The sequence below is a fragment of the Thalassospira sp. B30-1 genome (assembly GCF_015767575.1).
GTDB lineage: Bacteria > Pseudomonadota > Alphaproteobacteria > Rhodospirillales > Thalassospiraceae > Thalassospira > Thalassospira xiamenensis.
Genome location: NZ_CP065232.1, coordinates 3267501 through 3290043 on the forward strand (window position 1 = coordinate 3267501; position 22543 = coordinate 3290043).

At 55.8% G+C, this 22543-nt stretch carries 21 protein-coding genes (1 of these 21 running past the window's edge); 14 read left to right on the forward strand and 7 right to left on the reverse strand.

Translation table 11 applies throughout. The annotated features are described in order from the left end of the window. Positions 1 to 639: the 3' portion of a peptidoglycan DD-metalloendopeptidase family protein gene (locus IT971_RS15440; RefSeq protein ID WP_063093123.1), read on the forward strand. It extends 567 nt beyond the left edge of the window; only the last 639 of its 1206 coding nucleotides appear in the window; its start codon lies off the left edge, out of view; the stop codon is at positions 637 to 639. Between the two features lie 44 nt (positions 640 to 683). On the opposite strand, the gene IT971_RS15445 is transcribed toward IT971_RS15440, so the two are convergent. Continuing rightward, positions 684 to 1604, reverse strand: a complete 921-nt coding sequence (locus tag IT971_RS15445; RefSeq protein WP_037990137.1) for a LysR family transcriptional regulator — start codon at positions 1602 to 1604, stop codon at positions 684 to 686. A gap of 189 nt (positions 1605 to 1793) precedes the next feature. Here IT971_RS15445 and IT971_RS15450 point away from each other — a divergent pair, with 189 nt between their 5' ends. The 5 genes from IT971_RS15450 (at position 1794) to IT971_RS15470 (ending at position 7581) form a co-directional block, all read left to right on the forward strand. Continuing rightward, positions 1794 to 2834, forward strand: coding sequence for an amino acid ABC transporter substrate-binding protein (locus tag IT971_RS15450; protein ID WP_037990218.1), 1041 nt, complete (start codon positions 1794 to 1796; stop codon positions 2832 to 2834). A gap of 69 nt (positions 2835 to 2903) precedes the next feature. Beyond that, the gene (locus IT971_RS15455; RefSeq protein ID WP_051682258.1) at positions 2904 to 4106 is read left to right on the forward strand and encodes an amino acid ABC transporter permease; all 1203 of its coding nucleotides are present in this window, start codon (positions 2904 to 2906) and stop codon (positions 4104 to 4106) included. A 3-nt stretch (positions 4107 to 4109) separates the two neighbouring features. Then, positions 4110 to 5453 carry an amino acid ABC transporter permease gene (locus IT971_RS15460; RefSeq protein ID WP_063093121.1) on the forward strand — a complete coding sequence of 448 codons (1344 nt, stop codon included), beginning with the start codon at positions 4110 to 4112 and terminating at the stop codon, positions 5451 to 5453. Next, a complete protein-coding gene (locus IT971_RS15465; RefSeq protein ID WP_007092404.1) occupies positions 5450 to 6220 on the forward strand; it encodes an amino acid ABC transporter ATP-binding protein in 771 nt (256 codons plus the stop codon). The genes IT971_RS15460 and IT971_RS15465 overlap by 4 nt, the downstream gene beginning before the upstream one ends. Before the next feature lie 50 nt (positions 6221 to 6270). Continuing rightward, positions 6271 to 7581, forward strand: a complete 1311-nt coding sequence (locus tag IT971_RS15470) for an FAD-binding oxidoreductase (RefSeq protein ID WP_063093120.1) — start codon at positions 6271 to 6273, stop codon at positions 7579 to 7581. A gap of 91 nt (positions 7582 to 7672) precedes the next feature. Here IT971_RS15470 and IT971_RS15475 read toward each other — a convergent pair whose 3' ends face one another. Continuing rightward, positions 7673 to 9469, reverse strand: coding sequence for an ABC transporter transmembrane domain-containing protein (locus tag IT971_RS15475; RefSeq protein ID WP_037990143.1), 1797 nt, complete (start codon positions 9467 to 9469; stop codon positions 7673 to 7675). A gap of 45 nt (positions 9470 to 9514) precedes the next feature. Continuing rightward, a complete protein-coding gene (gene cyaY, locus IT971_RS15480) occupies positions 9515 to 9847 on the reverse strand; it encodes an iron donor protein CyaY (RefSeq protein ID WP_007092401.1) in 333 nt (110 codons plus the stop codon). Between the two features lie 281 nt (positions 9848 to 10128). On the opposite strand from cyaY, the gene rpmE reads away from it, so the two are divergent. Together rpmE and IT971_RS15490 are read left to right on the forward strand one after the other, a co-directional pair. Beyond that, complete coding sequence (rpmE, locus tag IT971_RS15485) at positions 10129 to 10356, forward strand: 50S ribosomal protein L31 (RefSeq protein ID WP_007092400.1); 228 nt, start codon at positions 10129 to 10131, stop codon at positions 10354 to 10356. Positions 10357 to 10594: 238 nt separating this feature from the next. Next, positions 10595 to 12355 carry an adenylate/guanylate cyclase domain-containing protein gene (locus tag IT971_RS15490; RefSeq protein WP_063093119.1) on the forward strand — a complete coding sequence of 587 codons (1761 nt, stop codon included), beginning with the start codon at positions 10595 to 10597 and terminating at the stop codon, positions 12353 to 12355. 42 nt (positions 12356 to 12397) lie between these two features. On the opposite strand, the gene IT971_RS15495 is transcribed toward IT971_RS15490, so the two are convergent. Then, complete coding sequence (locus IT971_RS15495) at positions 12398 to 12871, reverse strand: DUF1465 family protein (RefSeq protein ID WP_223305187.1); 474 nt, start codon at positions 12869 to 12871, stop codon at positions 12398 to 12400. Between the two features lie 432 nt (positions 12872 to 13303). Then, positions 13304 to 13498, reverse strand: coding sequence for a DUF1192 domain-containing protein (locus tag IT971_RS15500; RefSeq protein WP_007092397.1), 195 nt, complete (start codon positions 13496 to 13498; stop codon positions 13304 to 13306). 80 nt (positions 13499 to 13578) lie between these two features. On the opposite strand from IT971_RS15500, the gene IT971_RS15505 reads away from it, so the two are divergent. The 3 genes from IT971_RS15505 (at position 13579) to IT971_RS15515 (ending at position 16582) form a co-directional block, all read left to right on the forward strand. Continuing rightward, entirely contained in the window at positions 13579 to 14613 is a 1035-nt protein-coding gene (locus tag IT971_RS15505) for an NAD(P)H-quinone oxidoreductase (protein ID WP_082822706.1), read from the forward strand. Positions 14614 to 14924: 311 nt separating this feature from the next. After that, positions 14925 to 15605, forward strand: a complete 681-nt coding sequence (locus IT971_RS15510) for a DUF1013 domain-containing protein (RefSeq protein ID WP_040060006.1) — start codon at positions 14925 to 14927, stop codon at positions 15603 to 15605. A gap of 167 nt (positions 15606 to 15772) precedes the next feature. After that, the gene (locus IT971_RS15515; protein WP_063093118.1) at positions 15773 to 16582 is read left to right on the forward strand and encodes a DeoR/GlpR family DNA-binding transcription regulator; all 810 of its coding nucleotides are present in this window, start codon (positions 15773 to 15775) and stop codon (positions 16580 to 16582) included. Here the strand turns inward: IT971_RS15515 and IT971_RS15520 are convergent. Next, positions 16561 to 17478 carry a LysR family transcriptional regulator gene (locus tag IT971_RS15520; protein ID WP_063093117.1) on the reverse strand — a complete coding sequence of 306 codons (918 nt, stop codon included), beginning with the start codon at positions 17476 to 17478 and terminating at the stop codon, positions 16561 to 16563. The genes IT971_RS15515 and IT971_RS15520 overlap by 22 nt on opposite strands. 107 nt (positions 17479 to 17585) lie before the next feature. Between IT971_RS15520 and IT971_RS15525 the strand changes: the two genes are divergently transcribed. Continuing rightward, complete coding sequence (locus IT971_RS15525; protein ID WP_063093116.1) at positions 17586 to 18158, forward strand: GNAT family N-acetyltransferase; 573 nt, start codon at positions 17586 to 17588, stop codon at positions 18156 to 18158. Further along, positions 18155 to 19384: an MFS transporter gene (locus IT971_RS15530; protein WP_063093115.1), complete on the forward strand. Its 1230-nt coding sequence runs from the start codon at positions 18155 to 18157 to the stop codon at positions 19382 to 19384. Before IT971_RS15525 ends, IT971_RS15530 begins: the two co-directional genes overlap by 4 nt. 63 nt (positions 19385 to 19447) lie before the next feature. Here IT971_RS15530 and IT971_RS15535 read toward each other — a convergent pair whose 3' ends face one another. Then, the gene (locus IT971_RS15535; RefSeq protein ID WP_063093114.1) at positions 19448 to 21289 is read right to left on the reverse strand and encodes an autotransporter outer membrane beta-barrel domain-containing protein; all 1842 of its coding nucleotides are present in this window, start codon (positions 21287 to 21289) and stop codon (positions 19448 to 19450) included. Between the two features lie 653 nt (positions 21290 to 21942). On the opposite strand from IT971_RS15535, the gene IT971_RS15540 reads away from it, so the two are divergent. Then, positions 21943 to 22155: a hypothetical protein gene (locus tag IT971_RS15540; RefSeq protein WP_156487992.1), complete on the forward strand. Its 213-nt coding sequence runs from the start codon at positions 21943 to 21945 to the stop codon at positions 22153 to 22155. Positions 22156 to 22543 lie beyond the last annotated feature (388 nt).

The following is a 22543-nucleotide window of genomic DNA, read 5'->3' on the forward strand; positions in this document are numbered from 1 at the left end:
CGTGTTCGTTATGGCGATGTGGTTTATGCCAGCATGACGCTGAGCGGCAATAATGTCCGCCTTTATTCCTATAAGGACAGCAATGGCGATGTCGACTTCTATAACCAGAAGGGCGAATCGTATCGCCGTGCCCTGATGCGGACACCGATCAATGGTGCGCGTCTGTCATCGGGCTTTGGTGCGCGCAAGCATCCGATTCTTGGTTTTACCAAGATGCACAAGGGTGTGGATTTCGCAGCACCACCGGGAACGCCAATCTTTGCGGCCGGTAACGGCACCGTTGCCCAGATCGGCCGCAATGGGGGTTATGGCAACTATATCCGTCTGCGCCACAACGATTCCTATGATACCGCATATGCCCATATGAAGGGCTTCGCCAAGGGCCTTAAACAGGGATCGCGGGTCAAGCAGGGGGATGTGATCGGTTATGTCGGCACCACCGGCGCATCGACCGGCCCGCACCTGCATTTCGAAATCCTGAAAAACAACGCCCAGGTCAACCCGATCAAGGTCAAGATGCCAAGCGGCAAGACCCTTAAAGGAAACGAACTGAAAACTTTCCTGGCCAAGGCAGAGGGAATGCGCGGGCAGTATGCGGAACTTTCGATGCATAACCGCAAGGTCGCCAGCGCCGAATAAACAGCACTTCCTGAAAATTTAGCAAGCCCGCCATTTGGCGGGCTTTATGCTTTTGGTGCCTGTTCACCACCCAGTATTTTATCCAGTTCAAGAATAAGACCGTCATAGAAATCACGTGCCATACCCGATAACGGCCGCACGTTGGACGTAATGATTTCCAGTGGCTCCATAATGCGAGGACGAAACGGCAGCAACCGGATGTTGGGAAAGTTGAAGGCATCGCTGAAATACCGGCAATTAAGCGCATCTACCAATGTCAAACCCATGCCGAGATTGACAAACGACATGGCATGAACCGTCGTATGGACCTCGATGATACGATTGAACGTGATCCCGGCATCGTCATAAGCCCTGCGCAATTCCCGTGTAGTGGCATTTTCCGAATCAAGTGTGATCCAAGGTGATGTTCCGGCATCCGCCAATGTCACCTCATCAAGCTGTGCCGCAGGATGATCAAGTGGAACGGCACAGAAGCAGGGCAAATCCATCGAAACCGACTCATGGCTAAGCGAGCTTTCCGATTTATCCACCAGTCCGATCTGATACTGCCCGGATGCCACCCCCTGCCGGATCACTGAACAACCCGCATGATGCAGGCTGACCTGCACTCCGGGATTCCTTTTCATGTAATCGGCAATCAGTTCCGGCAAAAAGCGATAGGCAGGGCCAAAGATGGAACAGATCCGAAGACGCCCGCCCTTGTTATTGCGTGCCGCTTTCAGACTGTCTTCAAGATGGCTAAGCCCTTGCAGGATTGAATAAACTTCATCATGCAGGAAGTGCGCTTCGTCGGTCGGCAGGAGTTTACCGTTATGCCGCACAAACAGCTTGTAGCCGATTTCCGCCTCGAAATTCGCCAGCATCTTGCTGGCAGCAGGCTGGCTGACGAAGCTTCGTTCGGCCGCGCGGGTGATGCTGCCAGTGACAAAAACCTCGTGAAATATCCGTAAACGCTTGATATTCATCAATCATAACTCGAAGTTATCGAACCATTAAAAACATTCAATACCATTATTCTCGTTCTTATCCTAGGATCACGATGATTTTGCACCGGGGGCCGGAAATCGCGTCTGATGCAGCAGCATCACAGATTGCGATACGGAAAACCGGTTTGCAGAAACAGCATCAACAAGAATCTTAATCAGGGAAGCATAATGAATAAATTTGCCTCGGCTCTGGCTGTCAGTGCAGCCATGATTTTCGTCCAGACGTCGGCCAGTCAGGCCGAAGAAGGCACATCAACACTTCAGGCCGTCAAGGATCGCGGCAGTGTTAGCTGTGTGATCGGGAACTCCTTCCCGGGCTTTTACAGCCTGAACAAGGAAGGCGAATGGCAGGGCATGGATATCGATATGTGCCGTGGCGTTGCCGCAGCCGTTTTCGGAGATGCAGGCAAGGTCAACTTCCTGCCGGTTCAGTGGGCACAGAGCTTTACCACGATCAAAAGCGGCAAGGGCGACATCCTTTCCAAAGGCATGACCTGGACCCTGTCACGTGATGTAAGTCAGGGCCTCGACTTCCTTGACACCTATTTCTATGACGGTCAGGGCTTCATGGTCCGCAAGGACCTTGGTGTCACGTCTGTCAAACAGCTTAAAGGGGCGACGGTCTGCGTGCTGACCGGCACATCGAGCGAACTGAACCTTGCCGATTACAGCCGGACACATGGTCTGGACCTGAAAACAGTTGTTTTCGATGATTCGGCCGTGCGTAACACCGCGTTCTTTAACGATAACTGCGACGCGCTGACCAATGACAAATCCGGCCTTGCCGCCCAGCGTTCCGCCGCACCGAACCCGGCAGATTATGTTGTTCTGCCCGAAACCATTTCCAAGGAAGCCCTGTCATTTGCCGTCAAACAGAATGACAGCGAATGGGCCAATGTCGTGAAATGGACCTTCCAGGCGATGGTGGCCGCCGAGGAGTACGGCATAACCTCGGAAAATGTTGATGACATGCGCGCCAATTCGGAAAGCCCGATCATCCGTCGTATTCTGGGGGTCGAAGGTGATCTGCATGTCGGTCTGGGATTGCCGCAGGACTGGGCCTATCAGGTCATCAAGAATGTTGGCAATTACGGCGAAATCTATGAACGCAATGTCGGCCCGGACAGCGTTCTTGGTCTGGACCGCGAAGGTACGCTGAATGCCCTTTGGCAGGATGGCGGCCTGATGTATGCAAAGTCATTCCGTTAATTCCGTACGTTCAGACAGGCTGGTGATCCAGCCTGTCTGAGTGCCCCACATTCCCACGGTTACCCCGGTATGAACTTTATTTCGCCATCGCGTCCAAAACCCGGCATCGCGCACAGCATTTTCTCCTGTCTGAACAGGGATTCAACACGTGGCGTGGTCATACAGGCCGCAACGCTTGGCCTTGTGCTGGCAGTACTTTTGTATCTGTTTTCAAATTCGGCACAGAACCTTGACAGGCTCGGTCTGAGTTTCGGGTTTGACTTTCTGCAAACGACCGCCGGCTTTGACATAAGCTGGAGCCTGATCGCCTATGACCCGAGTATGAGCTATTGGCGGGTCTTTCTGGTCGGGATCGTCAACACCCTGTTCCTGTCCTTCTGTGTCATTGTCTTTGGCACCCTTATCGGCACCATTGTTGGCATTTTGCGCCTGTCCCATAACCCGTTGGTATCGCAACTGGCGCGTTGTTATGTCGAGGTGGTCCGCAATGTCCCGCTGCTGATCCAGATTATTTTCTGGTTCACCACCGTCTTTTCCGCCCTGCCGCCACCGCGCAGCGGTTACGGATTTGCCGGGCTGGTCTTTTTGAACAATCGCGGCTTTTACATGCCATCCGCCGTCACCGATATGTCCGGCTGGCTGATTGCGGCAGGAAGCCTGACTTTGTTTGGCACACTCTGGTTCCTGCTGCGTGGCATACGTCGCCAGCAACGCCAGAACGGATCGGTCAGCCGTTCGTACCGGATTGCCTTTGCCCTCTGGGGGCTTGTGGTATGTGGCATGGCCCTGATCGTTGGCAGTTCATTGCGCTGGTCTGTACCCGCGTTGCAGGGCTTCAATATCGAGGGTGGCATGTTTTTGCCCTCGGCATTTGGCGCGGCCTTTATCGCAATGACGGTTTACCGGTCCGCCGCCATTGCCGAAACCGTGCGTGCGGGTATGGAATCCATCAGCAAGGGACAACATGAAGCCGCCGCAACCATCGGCTTTTCACGGTTTCAGACGCTTCGCCTGATCCTGATTCCGCAGGCCGTTCGTGCCATTATTCCGCCGCTTGCCAATTCCTGGCTGGTCGCGACCAAGGATTCGTCGCTTGCCGTTGCCATCGGCTTTCCCGAACTGGTGTCGGTCTTTATGCAGACATCGGTCAACCAGACGGGGCGCGCGATCGAGATCATTACGATGGTGATGGGCTTTTACGTCGTGGTCAGTCTGATCATTTCATATCTGCTCAACAAATATAACGCCCACGTGCAAATCAAGGCGAGGTAAGCAATGTCTGAACAGAAGCTCAAACATTTCGTTCCCACCCCGCCCCGCCTTCCGGCCACGAACGAGCAAAACCTGCTGCGTCGCATTCAAAAGCGCTGCTTTAACAGCATCGGCAACAGCCTGCTGACCATTTCGGTTCTGGTGCTGATCTATTATGTCGCGAAGTCGTTTCTTGACTGGGCTGTCTTCAACGCGGTGTGGAATGCGGCCACCCGGCGCGAATGCATGGATATAAGCCCGGATGGTGCCTGCTGGGCCGGTGTGATCGACTGGTTTAACGGCCTGATTTACGGGCGTTATCCGGATGAAGAACAATGGCGCGTCAATGGCGGTGTCATCATGGCGCTTTTGTGGTTATTGCCCCTGATGACCCGGCGCATTGCCTATCGCAATTCCATCCTGATCAGCTGGATCACCCTGTATCCGTTCCTTGGGGCCTATATGTTTCTTGGCGGCACCATCGGACAGGATGTCGGGATCATTCATATGATCTTTACGTCGCTGGCTGCGGGCTACTTCATCCTGCTGTATCTGAACTGGATGCTGTGTGCCGCCGGGCAGCCATCCCTGCCGGAAAGGCTGACACCGCTGACGTCAAAGCTGTTTCGGCGCGGGCAACATATGAACGGTTTCCTTTTGGTCTGGGCCGTTCTGTCGATCCTTTGCGGCGGCGTACTGGCGCAGGTGCATCTGGAACCGGTTCCGGTGGATCGTTGGGGCGGATTGTTCCTCACACTGATCATTGCATCCTTTGCGATTACCATGTCCATTCCGGTCGGCATTCTGCTGGCACTCGGGCGACGCTCGAAACTACCGGTCATTCACTGGCTATCGATGATGTTGATCGAACTGGTGCGCGCGGTGCCGCTGATTACCGTTCTGTTCATGGCCGTCACCCTTTTGCCGATCTTTTTGCCAAGCGGTGCCGAGCCCGACAAGCTGTCGCAAGTCCTGTTTGCGGTCTGCCTGTTTGCCGGGGCCTATATGGCCGAAAACATTCGCGGCGGCCTGCAAGCCATTCCCGACGGCCAATATGAAGCCGCCCAGACACTGGGGCTTGGCTATTGGCTGACGATGGGCCTGATCATTCTGCCACAGGCCATGCGGCTGATGATCCCCAACATCATGACATCCTTTATCAGCATGCTCAAAGACACGACCCTGGTTTCGATCATCGGCCTGTTCGACATCATGCTGATGGCGCGCAATATCTCCAACGACAAAAACTGGATCGGCCTGCATACAGAGCCGCTTGCCCTGATTTCGATCCTGTTCTTTGTGATGTGCTACGGCATGTCGCAATACAGCCTGAACCTTGAAAAACGACTGAAAGCGCATCGCTCATGACTCTGTCTGATCCGCAGGCACCGGCAGGCAAACTGTCCCGCCCGGCCATTGAAATCGATAACCTGAACAAATGGTTTGGATCCTATCACGCATTGCGTGACGTCTCCCTGACCGTTGGCGAGCAGGAAATCATGGTGGTGTGCGGCCCCTCTGGCTCCGGCAAGTCCACTTTGATCCGTTGCCTCAATCATCTTGAGGAATATCAGGAGGGCCGGATTTGCGTCTTCGGGCAGGAACTTGCCCGCGACCAGAAAAGTGACCGGTTCATTCATCAAACCATGGGCATGGTATTTCAGAACTTTAATCTGTTTCCCCATCTGACGGTTTTACAGAACTGCACGCTTGGCCTGACATGGTTGCGCAAGAAAACCGAAAGCGAAGCCCGCGATATCGCCATGGGATTGCTTGAACGTGTTGGCATCGAGCATCTTGCGGATCGCTTCCCCGGGCAGCTCTCCGGCGGTCAGCAACAGCGCGTGGCGATTTCGCGCTCCCTCGCGATGGACCCCAAAATCATGCTGTTTGATGAACCGACATCAGCCCTTGACCCCGAAATGGTCAAGGAGGTGCTTGATGTGATGGTCAAGCTTGCTGAAACCGGCATGACCATGGTGTGTGTCACCCACGAAATGCAGTTCGCCCGTCAGGTCGCTGATCGCGTGGTGTTCATGCAGGACGGCGAAATTGTTGAAGTTGGCCCACCTGAGCAAGTCCTCTTGCATCCGCAATGGGATCGCACGCGGGAGTTCCTCAATCACATTCTTTAGGTCCTGATCCCCTAATCCCCGATACACGCCCTGAAACGGAACACATCGAGATGTTGGCAAAACATTCATCGAACTATATCCATGCGCCTTATTGGCAGGCGGCCATCGCGCCGAAAAAAACAGAAGCATCGATCAACCACCGCGATCTTCCCAAGCGTGCCGATACTGTCATTGTCGGCGGGGGCTATACCGGCATCTCGGCCGCCATCACCCTTGCCCGTGCCGGGCAGAAAGTCGTTGTTTTCGAAGCCGACGCGTTCGGTAACGGCGCCAGCAGCCGCAATGGCGGAATGCTTGGCCCGAGCTTCAGCAAGCTGGGTGAAAATGGCCTTGAACGCCAATATGGCCGCGAACAGGTTCACGCCACGATCCGCGAAAGTCTCGCCGCCTTTAACTGGCTGGTCGATTTCATCCGCAACGAACAGATCGACTGCGACCTTCAGATTTGCGGCCGTTTTCGCGGCGCCAGTCACCCCGCTCACTATGCCGGTCTGATCGAACAGGCCAGCGAAATCGCCAAGATTGTCGACTTCCCCGCGATTGAAATCAGCCGCACCCAACAGGGCGACGAAGTCGGATCGAACGCCTATTACGGCGGCGTGGTTTATCCGACCGATGGCGCGGTCCATCCGGCCAAGCTTTTTCACGGTCTGTGTGAAATTGCAAAGCGCGACGGGGCATTACTGTTTGATCACAGTCCCGTACGTCAGGTGATCAAAAACAACAGCCAGTTCAACATCAGCATCGATGACAAGAAAATCACCGCCGATCATGTCATCATCGCGACCAACGGATATACCGGCGGGCCGTTCGGTAAATTCAAACGCCGCCTGATTCCGATCCGATCCGCGATGATTGCAACCGAAGAACTGCCGGAATCCGTCATCCGGTCGGTGTCACCCAAACTACGCTGTCACGGCAGTACCGAACGCCTGTCGGTCTATTACCGTCCCTCCCCCGATGGCAAACGCATCCTGTTTGGCGGTCGATCGCTTGGGTATGGAGATTGCCCGCAGATATATCATAAATACCTGCAGGACTTCATGACGCGCCTGTTCCCGCAGCTATCAAACGCAAAACTTGATTACGTCTGGTCGGGCAAAATCGCCTACACCTTCGATCATGTCCCGCATATCGGGGTAATGGATGGCATGCATTATGCCATGGGCTATTGCGGATCGGGCGTCGGACGGGCGAATTACTTCGGACGCAAGATTGCGCAAAAGGTGCTTGATCAGGCCGAAGGTTACACAATCTTTGAAGAATTCCCCTTCAAGACCCGCCCGTTCTATACCGGTCATCCGTGGTTCCTGCCCGCGATCATGAAATGGCACAGCTTGGCGGATCGACTTGGGTTTTAGGGGCGGCATTAATCCCCCTCGGAAATAAGAAAAGGGCGGCCCGACGGAGCCGCCCTTGCTTGTCTTTTAATCCATAGCCGATTGCTGGGGCCTATGCCGCATCCTGTTCGAACTGCAACCTGGCCAGACGGCCATAAAGCGGGTTTGATTCCATAAGTTCCTGATGGGTCCCTATGGCAATCAGCTTTCCGTCATCAATCACGGCAATCCGGTCGGCATGCAGCACGGTTGCCAGTCGATGGGCAATCACAAGGGTGGTGCGTGTTGCCATGATGGTTTCAAGTGCCTTCTGGACCACCTGCTCGCTTTCGGCATCCAGCGCACTGGTGGCTTCGTCAAGCAGCAGAACCGACGGATTGCGCAGGATTGCGCGTGCAATCGCGATGCGCTGGCGCTGCCCACCCGAAAGACGAACGCCCCTTTCCCCCAGGAAGCTGTCAAAACCGTCGGGCAACCGATCAAGGAATTCGGTTGCATGGGCGGCATCGGCCGCCGCCCGGACGTCCTCGTCGGACGCGTCAGGGCGGCCATAGCGGATGTTTTCCCACGCATTGGCGGCAAAAATCACCGGATCCTGCGCCACCAGACCAATCCGTTCGCGCACGGCTATCGGATCAGCCGTACGGATATCGACGTCATCGACTTTGATCACGCCGTTCGCCGGATCGTAGAATCGCAGCAGAAGCTGAAACACCGTGGTTTTGCCCGCACCCGACGGGCCGACAAGTGCGACGGTTTCCCCCGGTTTGACCTGCAACGAGAAACCGGTCAGTGCCGAGCGGTCCGGGCGCGCCGGATAATGGAAAGTGACGTTTTCAAAACTGACATGGCCAAGATGTTTTTGCGGCATCTGGACGGGGTTTGCCGGTGCGGCAATCGCCGGTTCGGTTTCAAGCAACCCCATCAGGCGTTCAGCCGCCCCCGCCGCGCGTTGCAGATCACCGATCACTTCACTAATGGCACCGACGGAACCGGCAACAACAATGGCATAGAACACAAACGCCGAAAGGTCCCCGGCCGAAATCGTGCCATCAAGCACGTCATGCCCGCCGATCCACAAAATCGTCCCCACCGCGCCAAACACCATGACGATGACGATGGCAGTCAGAAGGGCGCGCGCCGAAATACGCGAAATCGCGGTTTTGAATGCGCCTTCGACGAAGCCATCAAACTTGTCGCTTTCAATCTTTTCGTGGGTATAGGCCTGAACCGTCCGCAGGGCATTGAGCGATTCTTCGGAAAAGGCACTGACATCGGCAATGCGATCCTGTGCCTCACGCGACAGGCGGCGTACCCGGCGCCCGTAACCGATGATCGGCACAACCACCAACGGCACGACCAGCAAAACAAGTGCGGTCAGTTTGGGGCTGGTGATCGCCAGCATGGTCAGACCGCCGACAAACATCAGGATATTGCGCAGCGCAATCGAAACACTTGATCCGATCACGACCTGCAAAAGGGTGGTGTCTGTTGTCAACCGCGAGAGGACTTCACCCGTCCGGGTAACCTCAAAGAATCCCGGATCCAGCCGGATGATGTGGGCGTAAACCGCCGAACGGATATCGGCAACCACGCGCTCCCCGATCCACGATACCAGAAAGAACCGGGCATAGCTTGCCCCGGCCATAAGCAGCGTTACGGCAAACAGAACAAAAAGCGCCTGATCAAGCAGGGAGGCATTGCCATCGGCAAACCCCTGATCAACAAGCATGCGCAACCCGCTGCCAAGCGCAAGCACCGTGCCCGACGCAACAACCAGTGCCACCATCGCACCGGCAACCTGCAACCTGTAGGGCCGAACGAAGGGGATAATGGCGCGAAGAGCGGAGAAATTACGACTGGAGTCCCTGTCTGCAAGACGGGGTGAAGTACGAGGATTTAATGCCACAGCAGCCTTCCAGTTTACGCTTTTCCTGCCATTTCCATGATCGGATCAGTCGAGATCAAGTCGCCGACCGGTCTTCACCGCAAGATCAGCCGAAAGCTGATCGGTCAGCGTCGTCGACCCGCGGGTCGAGGTCCAGCTTTCATTGTCTTCATCGAAATCATAATGGCTGGCCCCGCTGACCGGCGAGGACATCCATATCTGGCGGTTCGGACCATGTTTATTGATGATGAACTGTTCACCCGAGTCGAGCTCGATCGTCAGGATTCCCGATTGCAGATCGACATCAAGATCATCGCCCATCTCGTCATCTATATGATCCGAGAGGGTTTCGATGGTGTCATCAGCAAGCTGATGGAAGCGGGTTTCATCAAGGGCCACGATCAACACTCCGTCTGTCAAAAGGGGCAAAACGCCCCCTGGCAAGGCGACAATTCCATATGCTGGCGCACCATACTATATAAAGAGTCTCGCGCAAGTCCGCATCACACAGGAACCACGGATTATTACCCGATGCGGTGTGCAATATCACCCTGCCCGCTGGGAAAAAACGCCTATCGCAACCGTTAATCAGGCTTTATCCAATAATTCCCGGATACAGGGGTTGCATAGGTCGATTTTTTACCTTATACACCGCGCTTCAAATTCCGGAGTGATAGGCGATGAAAAAAGACATCCATCCCGATTACCATGAAATCACCGTTCAGATGACGGACGGCAGCAGCTTCACCACCAAATCGACCTGGGGCAATCCGGGCGACGTTCTGAAGCTTGACATCGATCCGAAAAGCCATCCGGCTTGGACTGGTGTTCATCGTCTGCTCGACAGCGGCGGTCAGCTCGCGAAGTTCAAAAAACGCTTCGCCGGTTTCAATATCGGTAATAACTAAGCAAATTTCGCCTTCCTGGCGATTTATGGGATCAGCGCCCGCTAGCGTCTTCATGATGCTGCGGGCGTTTTTCTTTTCCGGATGCAGAATCAAATCACATGCAACCCAGCCATACGCGGCCTCTAACCATATTTAATGGTCATCCGGACATTTTCTTGCCATAATCTTCAACCGGCGCTATACCGCGCGGAGAACGGGGATGGGGTCCCCCTATTGTCAGGAAGACTGGGCTAAGCGAATGAACCAGGTGATTGCGCGCACCCAGGTCAGTTATGAGGTCTATGTAAAAGACCGTTCAGGGCGTTGGGAAATTCACGCCCACTTTACCGGTGCGCAGAAAAAGCAGGCCGAGGAAGAGGCACGCTCGCTTGAAAAGATGGCGCATGTCTCGGCTGTGAAGGTCATTCGCGAAGTCTATAACCACGCGACCAATGCCGCGGATGAATATGTCATCTATGAAACGCGGCAAAGCGGCGCAAAAGACAAACCCCAGAACGCACCAAAGACAGCACCAACCCGCCCGGCCCCGGCGCGTGCGCCAGCAAGCCCCCCCGAACAGGTTTCCCCCCCGGCCCCAAAACCGGCCCGGACAAAGGTCAAAACCGCCAGCCCGGATGAAAGCCCGGGCCTCATTGCTGTGGCGCTGAAACTGGTGATGGCGTTTTGCATCGCGATTGCCATCGGTCTGGCTGCGATGCTTGGCGCATCTCACGGGCTTGAATATCTGCCGCGTATGGGACTTTCGATCAGTCAGGGCTTCTACGACAAGGCCAATTTCATATCCTTTATTGTCGGCTTCCTTGCCAGTGCGACACCGATGCTGATGAGCATCACAAGCAAATTCAAGGGCAAGGCACGAACAGAGCCGGCGCAACAGCCCGTGGCCAAACGTTCCGCCAGACCGGGGCGCAAGACGGCATCGCCGAACCGCCCGTCCTTATCGGGCAGCTTTGCAGAAATGGCCGCCGAGGTTGCGCGTTCTGAAAATGAAGCAATGCCCGACATCGATGCGGATGAAACCGACGATACCCAATCCGCATCCGAACCGCGCGATGACGGCATCCCCGATCAGCCAATGACCGTAACGCCAGCCCTTCAGGCCACGCGCGAGGTCATGAAATCCTTCATCGCCGGTTCGATAGAAGCCATCAAGCGGACCGTTCCGAACATGGACGCCTATCACAAATTCGGCGTCAATCTATACGTTGCCGGTGCCTGTGACGCCTGTAGCGAGAAGAACGCCCTTGGCACCAGTCAGGGACGAAGTGTTCTGAAGGACTGCATTTCCGCACTTGGGGCAACCCACAATATGGCCGACACATTCTGCAAGAATGTTGACAGCTATATCCTGGAACCAAAATACAAGGACATGTATGGCGCGGGCAGAAGCTCGATGGATGCCTACATGAAGGACGAGCAGAGCATCACCACATCGGTGTCGCGTGCGATTGCGTCATGGTCGGAAAAGCCGACTGGCGCGCCAGCAAACGCGAATAACAAGCTGCATGCGCTGATGTTTACCGACATCGTCAATTCGACCCAGATGACCCAGCAACTGGGTGATGTCGGCGCCCAGAAGATGGTGCATATCCACAACCAGATCGTGCGCACTGCCCTGATCAATAATTACGGCAAGGAAGTGAAGCATATGGGGGATGGCATCATGGCCGTGTTCCCGTCGTCTGCAAGTTCCGTCGAAGCCGCCATCGAAATTCAGCGCAACATGGCGCAGCATAATGGCCGCGAGGACCTGAAATTCCAGATTCGCATCGGCATCAATGCCGGCGAGGCCATTGCCGAAGAAAACGATCTGTTTGGCAGCGTCGTGCAGCTTGCCGCACGTGTCTGCGCCCAGGCCGGTGGGGATGAAATTCTGGTATCGCAGAACGTGAAGGATACCTACGCCGGCAGCCGGGCGACCTTCACATCGAAAGGCACACGCCAGATGAAGGGCTTTGCCGAACCGATAGAAGTCTTTGCCGCGACCCCGCGCGCCTGAAGCATTTTGCCTTTAATCTGAAGAAGGTCGCTGAACCGTTGCTCAGGCTGAACAGCGTGCCGCGACCTGAAGCTCCATCCGCGCCGTTCGCATATAAAGCGAATGGGCCCGTTCCATAAGATCGCGAAGGGCGGGGGGAAATCCTGTTTCTTCGTCGCAGTCGTCACGAACACAGATTTGCAGATCGACCATCAGATCATCAATATCAACCGCATCTTCCCAATCAATCTCGCCCTCTTCAACCGCCCGCACCGCAAGCAGCCACGCCATCGCCCGAATCAGGCGGCTGGTCATGCGCATCTCCTCAACGAATTGCTTCATTTTGGCACTGCCGTGAATCCCATGGCGCGATGCGGTTCGATTTGCGGAAAGATAATTACGCGCCTCCACCAGCAGGGTGAAAGCCTCGTCATAGGTTCGCGAAAGAGGAACAATCGCGAAGTTGCTTTGATAGGGTTGCCCGATCCCGGTCGGGTGATCCTTTTTTGCCATAAAGCTTATATGGGAAACGGACACCGGGCTTCAAGCATCCGGTAAAATTTGCTCTGAATTTGCCCCGAAATAGCCCGAAATAGAAAGACCGCCCCAAAGGGCGGCCTTGCCTCAACCTGCTAAACTTGCCGGACTTTTTTTTATTCTTGATCTTGTTTGTGGCCGAACTCTAGCTAGCGGTTGGCAAGGGGTCAAGGTAATAAGTGTCGGAAATATGACAGTACGTATTAATACGTACCGAAATACGTATAAACAGTACGTAAAAGGCGAAAACATAAAAAGAACCGCCCTGAATTCGGGCGGTTCAGTTTAACAGGGAGGCATCGAAACATCACGTTCGACAAGGGGCCAAACAGTGGCCCACTACCCATATATAAGACGGTAAGTTTAAGATTCAATTAACCGGAGGTTTAAAAATATATCCTCACGTTTAATGTTTTGGCGTACCCGCCCCCGTCAGTTCTTGAAAAGCGCTTCCGCCCCGGCACGAACACCATTGCGATGCTCCATTGCCGCATCAACCCGCACCAGTTCCTGCTCCAGGGCGGCTCGATAATCGACAAGGTTTTCAATCGACATTCCGTCAAGGCTCCGCGGCAGGCCGAACATCGCGGCCAAAGGTTTTTGCAGGTCGTCTTCTTCCACAGTCATCCTCCTTTGACATTTTGCCCCTGGCGGTTTTGCCGCTATTACATAGGGATCGAATTTATCATTCGCTATGGAGTTTTGTCATGACCTTGCCAGACGACCTTGCCCCAAGCCTTGCCCCAGACCTTGCCAAAGACATGCAGGCAATCGAAATCCGTATTGACGGCGAAAACCGCTATCTTGCCACGGGCAAGGTCGCGATGCCGGAAATCGCGCAGGGCGAGGTTCTGGTGCGTATTCGTGCCGCCGGGGTCAACCGGCCCGATCTGATGCAGGTGGCCGGGATGTATCCCCCGCCCCCCGGCGCGTCGGAAATCCCGGGGCTTGAACTTTCCGGTGAAATTGTCGCCACCGCCCCCGATGTCACGACATGGAAGGTTGGTGATCAGGTTTGCGCGCTGGTCACCGGCGGCGGCTATGCCCAATATGCCGCGGTCCCCGCCGCCCAATGCCTGCCGGTCCCGGCTGGTCTTTCCATGACAGAAGCCGCAAGCCTGCCTGAAACATTCTTTACCGTCTGGCATAATGTTTTTGACAAGGCCGGGCTGAAATCCGGCGAAACCTTCCTTGTTCATGGTGGCACATCGGGGATCGGCACCACCGCGATCCAGCTTGCCAAGGCATTTGGCGCGCGCGTTATCACAACCGCCGGCAGCGATGACAAATGCCAGGCCTGTCTGGACCTTGGTGCGGATATCGCCATCAATTACAAAACACAGGATTTCGTCGAACAGGTAAAATCCGCAACCGATGGCAAGGGGGCCGATGTCATCCTTGATATGGTGGCGGGCGACTATGTTGGCCGCAATTTCAAGGCGGCTGCGATGGAAGGCCGCATCCTGATCATTGCCTTCCTGAACGGACCAAAGGCCGAAACCAACTTTATCCCGCTTCTGTTAAAGCGCCTGACCCTGATGGGATCAACCCTGCGCTCCCAGCCGGTTGCAAACAAGGGTGCCATCGCCCAAAAGCTTCGCGAACAGGTCTGGCCGCTATTTGAAAACGGCACGATCAAACCGGTCATTTACCAAACCCTGCCGATGGATCAGGCCCAACAGGCGCATGAGATTTTGCAGGGTGGCGCACATGTTGGAAAAGTGGTACTGGAAGTGCCTTGATCGTTTACGGATCCGGGTTGAAGGCATATCGATCACCATCGACTTCACCCTTTCCCGGCAACAGGCCTTCGATTGCGGGTCGAAAAGAAATATTCTTTTCGATAACCTGCAACAGATTGTTGCTTTTAACCGCACATTGATCGAAAAGAGCGCTGTGGCGGTTCCAGCGACGCGCGGCACTCACCTTGGGTTGCCTTTGCTGCGTTGCCGGAACACCAAAACAGATTATATTCTGGGGCAGATATTCCCGCGTATTTGGGGTTCATCCCATCGCCGGTCTCCAGAGAGAGAAAGAGTAAACAGGAGGAATTATGGCTCAGCCCCTCATGCCCAAAGCAACGGCCGTATGGCTTATCGACAATACCGGTTTGTCGTTCCGGCAGATTGCAGCCTTTACCGAGCTGCATGAACTGGAAATTCAGGCCATCGCCGATGGCGATGTCAATCAGGGGATTGTCGGCCTTGATCCGGTTGCCAATGGTCAGTTGACCAAAGACGAGATCGCGCGCTGCGAAGCTGATCCGCGTGCATTGCTGAAAATGGCAAAGTCCGACCTGCCGCGTCCGCGCGCGCATGGCAAAGGCGCACGTTACACCCCGGTTTCAAAACGCCAGGATCGCCCGAATGCGATTGCATGGCTGCTCAAACACCACCCGGAACTCTCGGATGCGCAGATTTGCAAACTGATCGGGACCACCAAGGACACGATTGGCAAAATCCGCGACCGCACGCATTGGAATTCGGCCAACCTGACGCCGCGCAACCCGGTGACCATGGGGCTTTGCATCGAACTTGACCTTGAAAAACAGGTCGTGATCGCACGCAGCAAGAACCCGGAAAAGGTCGTCAAGAATGTCGAGCCCGATCCGCTGCCCGAAGAATTGCAGATCAACCCGGAACCGGATTATCCCGGCAAAAAGGATGATCGCAAGAAAGACGAACCCAAAACATCCGATTACATGGAAGCAGCAGAAAACCTGTTCCGCTCCTGATCGATGCAAAGGCCGCCCACCGGGGCGGCCTTTTCTCTTTGGCGACCAACCCAAAAGCGAATATGTTTTGTTTCATATGAATGCCGTGAAACGGTAATATTCCTGAAATGAACACGACATAACATTCGTTCAAACAAAACCGCGAAACAACCGCCAAAGAACCCCTCATGCAAAAACGTCCGACTGAACGTCAGGCCAGTATCGTTGAACTTGTCCGTGCTGACGGTTTCAAGACCATTGAACAGCTTGCCGAACGTTTTCAGGTAACCCCGCAAACCATCCGCCGCGATGTAAACGCCCTTTGCGACGAAGGATTGCTGCGCCGTCGCCATGGCGGGGTTGAACCGGCGCTCGAACATGAAAACATCGCCTATCGGGCGCGCAAGGTTCTGCATGTGAATGAAAAGCGCAAGATCGCGGCCCTTGTCGCGCGCGCCATTCCCGATGGCGCATCCCTGTTCTTTTCAATCGGCACCACGCCGGAACTGGTGGCAAGTGCGCTTTTGCAGCATCGCGGTTTGCGGATTTTCACCAACAACCTCAATGTGGCCTATGTCGCTGCCACCAATGACAGCTTTGACGTCACCCTGATTGGTGGCCGGTTGCGCAATCGGGATCGCGATGTTCTCGGGCCGGAGGTCGAGGCCTTCTTTAACAGCTACAAGGTCGATTACGGCATTTTCGGCGTTGGCGGCATTGATGCCGATGGCAGTCTGCTGGACTTTGACGAACAGGAAGTCCGCGCACGTTCCGCCATTCTGACCAACTCGCGCCAGACCTATCTGGTCGCCGATCATACCAAGTTTGGCCGCAATGCCGTGGTGCGCGGCGGCTCTGTCACACAGGTCACCGCCTTCTTTACCGATTGCGCGCCGCCCGATGCCATCGTCCAGATGATCGAAAAGAACGGGGTTGCCCTGCATATCCCCGAACCAAACGCCGAATTCCCGACCTTCTACGTCCCCGAAGAAGACTGAGTTAGCGTCCAGTCGCGGGCCGCCGCAATCAATCCGTTGCGGACTTCACGCAATCCGCTGCCCATCACCTTGTCGCGCCGGACAACAAGCGCAAGACGGCGCGCAAGGTCCGGGGCAAGCTTGCGGGTTTTGATCGGGAACTGTGTCCGGCCCAACCGCGCGCCCATGACGGGCAAAATCGTTGCCCCCAACCCGGCCCCGACCAGCTCCTTGATCGCCTCGACACTGCCAAGTTCCATGATCGAATGCCCGGCAACACCGGCGGCCCGCAGCCAGTCATCAACAATCGTGCGCGTCTGCCCACCGCGTTCATACAGAACCAATGGAATATCTGCCAGATCGGCCGGCCGGACCAGATCGGGCACATCCATCCCGTCGGCAAAGATCGCGACAAACGGATCGGTCAGAACCGGCACGATATCCAGACTGCGCCCGCTGGCCGGTAATGTCACCAGCCCGATATCAAGGCTGTTTTCCTCAATCGATTTCAGAACGTCGCTGGTATTGCCGGTCCGAACGATGATTTCAAGCCCCGGAAAACGCCGCTGCAACTGTTCCAGAACCTTTGGCAGGAAATAGATACACGCCGTCGCACCGGTTCCAATCCGCACCTGCCCGACCGTGCCATTGGCAAATCCCGCCACCGCGTCCAGGGCGTTCTGAACCGATGCGTCAATCTCCCCCACCCGATCCAGCAATGCCTGCCCGGCGGGTGTTGGCATCGCGCGTTTGCCGACGCGCTCAATCAACCGCACGCCAAGACGATCTTCAAGCTGGCGGATCTGTTGACTGATCGCAGGCTGGCTTAAATTCTGCCGTGCGGCGGCGGCTGAAAAACTGCCAAGTTCGATCACATCGGCAAAGGCATGCACCTGATCAAGGTTAAGGCCACGCATCTAAAACTATTCCTTATGATCCGCATAAGAATACAAATCTTATCTTATTTCAGACGACCGGCTAATGTCACGCCATACCGTCAATTTCTGATATGGAACCCCGATCAATGTCGACTGATACACTGCCCGTCGCCACCAAAACGTCCGATCTCGTCATACGCGATGCCGATCATGCCGACATTGCCGCGATCACCGCAATTTACCGCCACCATGTCCTGACCGGCACCGCCTCGTTCGAAGAAATCCCGCCGTCCGAGACCGAAATCACCAATCGCTTTGATGCCATCCGCGCCAATGGCCTGCCCTATCTGGTCGCCCTGCGCGGTGGTGTTATCGTCGGCTATTGCTATGCCAGTCTCTATCGCCCGCGGTCGGCCTATCGCCACACCGTCGAAAATTCGATCTATGTCGCGCCAGGTTGCATCGGCAACGGGATCGGTGCGGCTTTGATGTCGGCCCTTCTCGAACGCTGCGAAGCCGGTCCATGGCGGCAGATGGTTGCCGCCATCGGCGATAGCAAAAACCACGCATCGATTGCCCTGCATCGGAAATTCGGCTTCGACATGACCGGGACGTTTCATAATGTCGGCTACAAGTTTGGCAAATGGCTGGACTCGGTTCTGATGCAGCGCCCGCTTGGTTCGGATAAACCGCTCATCCCGGGCCCGACGGATAAATGATCACCCGCGCACTTGTCATAAAGCTGGGGCTGGGGCAACTGATCAGTTGGGGCACGGCCTATTATCTGATTGGCAATTTCGGAACCCTGATCGCCCAACATCACGGCTGGTCGAGCAGCGTGGTTTATGCGGGCTTCTCGCTAAGCCTTCTGACCATGGCGGTCATATCCCCCTTTTGCGGCAGGATGATCGACCGTCACGGCGGGCGGATCATCATGACGCTGGGGTCATGCCTCAATGCCCTTGGCTGTCTGATCCTTGCATTCGCCGATCATCAGATCATGCATTTCATCGGTTGGATCATTCTTGGGCTTGCCATGCGTGCCACCCTTTATGATGCGGCCTTTGCCACCCTCGCCCGGATTGGCGGGCGCGATGCCAGACGGGCGATGGGGCAGATCACGCTTTTTGGCGGCTTGGCCTCAACCGTCTTCTGGCCGCTCGGGCATTTGATCCAGTCGGAATTCGGCATTTCAATCGCCCTTGTCGCCTATGCCGGTTTCGCCCTCTTGACCGTCCCGATGTATGCCGCCATCCCCGATGCCCGACATGGCAAACCTTCGGGAACCACCCTTAATTCCACCGATAATACCAATGACACCAGTAATGCCGATGACCATGGACTGCCAACGCATCAACGCCTGTGCGGCTTTCTGTATGCCGTGATCGTCACCCTGCTCAATGTCGTGAATGCCGCGATGTCGGCCCACATGATCGCGATCCTGATCGGACTTGGCTTAACAACCGCCGCCGCGATCAATGCCGCATCGCTCCGCGGTATCGGCCAATCCGCGGCGCGTGCCGCCGAAATCCTGTTTGGCAAACGCATCGCCCCGGCAAGCCTGACTTTGTTTGCCACGGCCGTTTTACCGCTGTGCTTCGTCCTTGCCTTCTGGGGCGATCGGTTTGCGATTGCCGCCATGACCTTCACCCTGCTTTACGGGGTGGCAAACGGCGTCCTGACAATCACGCGCGGAACCCTTCCCCTGATGATCTTTGGCAATGCCCGATACGGTCATCAGGTCGGGCGTTTGCTGGTACCGGGTTTTATCCTCTCCGCCCTTGCGCCCAGCCTCTACGAACGCGCCATCGCACACTGGGGGCCGACGGGCGCACTCTGGCTTTCCATCAGCCTGCTGGCCTGTGCCTGTGGCGCAGCCATGTGGCTTTACCTGCTCTTACGCCCGCAAAGGTCTGAAACCCGCCCTGCGCTGATTGCCCGATAGATATTTCTCATAAAAAAAAGCCCGCAAATCAAATTTGCGGGCCTCACTAGCATCGCGTCGCGTTCAGAACTTCAGGTCTAAGGTAATCATCACATCTGCGCGCTGCGCAGCCGGATCACCGGAAAGGCTCAACCTGCTCGAAAATCTGTCATCAATATCCGCAAGCATTGCGCCCGCGGAAATTTCAGGTGTCCCGCTATCAGACAGGCTGGTACCGACATAGGGCGACGCCGTTACGGCAAAGTTTCCATCCCGACCCGTAAACGAAATACCATAAGCAACCAAACCGCTCAGCGTATATTCGCGGTAATCATCACGCCCGACCATGCGCGACCCTTCGATTGAGCCCGACAGACCCGTCCCGCCCGAGGCAAACCGCACACCACCGCCAAGGTCAAACGCCCCGGCATCGCCGTTGGTCTGGTCGGTGAAATCGTGGATATAACCCGCTTTGACATATGGCGTCAGGGACGTCTCGCTTATCTGGAAAGAATAGGCCAGCTCGGCATTCGGCTTTAACTGAACGGTATTGACCGAGGATTCAGCAACCCGGCTACCGTCACTTTCGGTGTAGGCAGCAAGCGTATTGCGCGACGTCAACGCACCAAGCCCGCCCGTCACCCGAAACGGGCTATCTGCAATCGGCTGGAAAGTTTGGCGTGCATCAACCTGCAGATACCAGCTCTGGCTGTCGGTGTTTCCCGTCACAGTGCTGTTGCGGCTTCTGGCGACATCCCCGAACGCATAACCCGCAATCGCCGAGAAGGTCAGCATGTCCGACGGTCTATAGATCACATAGGGCGAGAGGTTCCACGTATCCTCTTCGTAAGTGCCGTTCTCAAAGGTGGTCGTAATGTCTGTCTGGGCGTAGCCGACGGACATACCCGCCACCAGTGCGGGCGAAAAACGATAATCCGCACCGACATTGTACCCCCAGACGCTGCCGTCATAACGGCTGTCCTCGCCCGCCCGGTTGCGCGTATTCTCGATATCGGTAAAGGACCCATGCCCCCAGACCGTAATCGGACTTTCGCCAGACAGTAGCGTGCGCTGTTCCGGCCCATCCGTCGGACTATCAGCGTTTTGCGCAGCAGCAAGCCGCGATGTATCGAAAGACGCAAGCATCGCCAGCCCGCCCAGGGTTGTGCCCTCCGTGCGCGTTTTCTTGTCCATCGGATCATCAAGCAAGCTTGAGGAAGCAAAACCGAATTGCTGTGTCGGTGTCGTGGTATCTGGCACTGTTCCGATATCTGGGCCGGCTGTCACATTGGCCACCCGTGATCCGAAATTCTGGCCGATGATAACGGACTGCGACCGCGTTACCGAACCTTGAAGCGCGCGCAGGGCGGCGGCCGAGCTCTCCGAGGAGGACGCAGCATCAGACGCAGCATCAGCAGTCGTGATTGTTACCGATGCACTGTTGAAGGCCACAGTACCTGCTCCCCCTGATCCGGAAAGCGTATAATTGACGGTCATCCGGATCGTCGCCCCGTTCTCCCCATCAATGGTGACCGTCGCGGTTTCATTAGTGACATTAACGCGGTCAGTTGTGCAAGCATTACCAGCAGTGGCGTTAAAAGTGCCAAGACTACATCCTCTATGCGCGCTGTTGCTGCTGCCACCGCCAGTTCCGATCTCGAATATCTCGTTTGCCGCGAACCTGTTGTCGACTTGGAAGACGATGTCGCGCAATGCGGTGCTGGAGCCAAGACCGTTTCCCGCGACACAGGTACCGTCACTGTCGTCGTAGGTCACATTAGTGATACTTGCATTGGCTGCGGCGAGGTTGGTGCAGGTGATTGTCGTCGTTGCCGCAAATGCGTCGCGCCCATCACTGATCATAAGGCCGCAAAAGATGGTCGTCGCCAAAAGCAGCGACGATGGCAATTTAGCAATATTAATCATACAGGTCCCCGAACCATTCCGCCCCAAACAGATTTATCGCACGCAACACCGCGTTGCATAACAACCTCCCACGCAACACTGCGTTGTGTAATAACCTGATTAGCTAAAATTTTTATTGTGATCAACCTTTTAAGAGCCACAAAAACAACGCGCGGTTTCACCAAGCGGAAACTTCAGGCCCTGTGTCGCTTCTTTTTGGTTGGGGGTGCATCTTCAACCCACGGTGGCTTAACCGGCCTTCCATGCGGTTTCCAGCATGTCGGAAATCGCCTTGCAAAGATGCTCCGACACGGGCAGGGCGGGCGGAATGTTTTCGGCAATCATCGGACAACGAATCATCCATCAGCACCTTGAACGCATCACGATAATAAATCATGTCATCAATACTCATTCCCGACACATTGGCCATCTGCCCGTAACTGGCAGTTCAAACCCCGCCAAGGGCTGGATAAATCAACGCCGCCCCGGAACCCGGCCCCCAAAGCTCTCTTCGCGCACCCGGACCGCAATCCCGGCAGCCAGAACGATCTTCTTGCCTGAATGCACCCGGCGATCTGATCCGTGCCTTTGCCGATCCGCCGGTCTTGCATTTCACGGGTTGGGTTGGGTTGGGTTGGGTTGGGTTGGGTTGGGTTGGGTTGGGTTGGGTTGGGTTGGGTTGGGTTGGCTCTGCTCGGCTCTGCTCGGCTCTGGCCCTGCCATGCCTGCCCCGCCATTCCGATGCCGCCTTTGTGACATTGGCCGGGCTTGGCGGACGTGATGCTGCACGGGCAACGGGCAAATCCCCTGCCCGGCCTTCGCATGGTCTGGCGGTCTGGCGGTCTCGCGGCCTGACGGTTTCGCAGCTTGGCCGTCTGGCGATCTGAAATCGACGGAGCTGCCGCACCTGCCGATCTGATCCGGTCGCAATTCGGCCCTGCCGCAACCACAGTCATTGCCATCGCCACCCCTGTCGGGTTTGCCTCTTTCGCCTTCCCGACACTTCCGGCACGTCCCGATGCCCGAAGGACACATTTCTCCCGTCATGATTAACAACCGTTTTCGCAAATGCCCCCCGAAACTTATCGAGGCTATCGGGCGTCAACGCCCGGACGCACGTCCCCCGTAATGACTTTTCCATCCGCCGCCAATGCCCCTGTGGCAACGTCGTCGTCGCCCTGCCGCCCCATCAGATCGCTGAACAATCATCGTCACTTTCCTGTCTTTCCGGCCCGAATACGCAAAAACCCGCGAAAGCGCATCACGCTTTGCGGG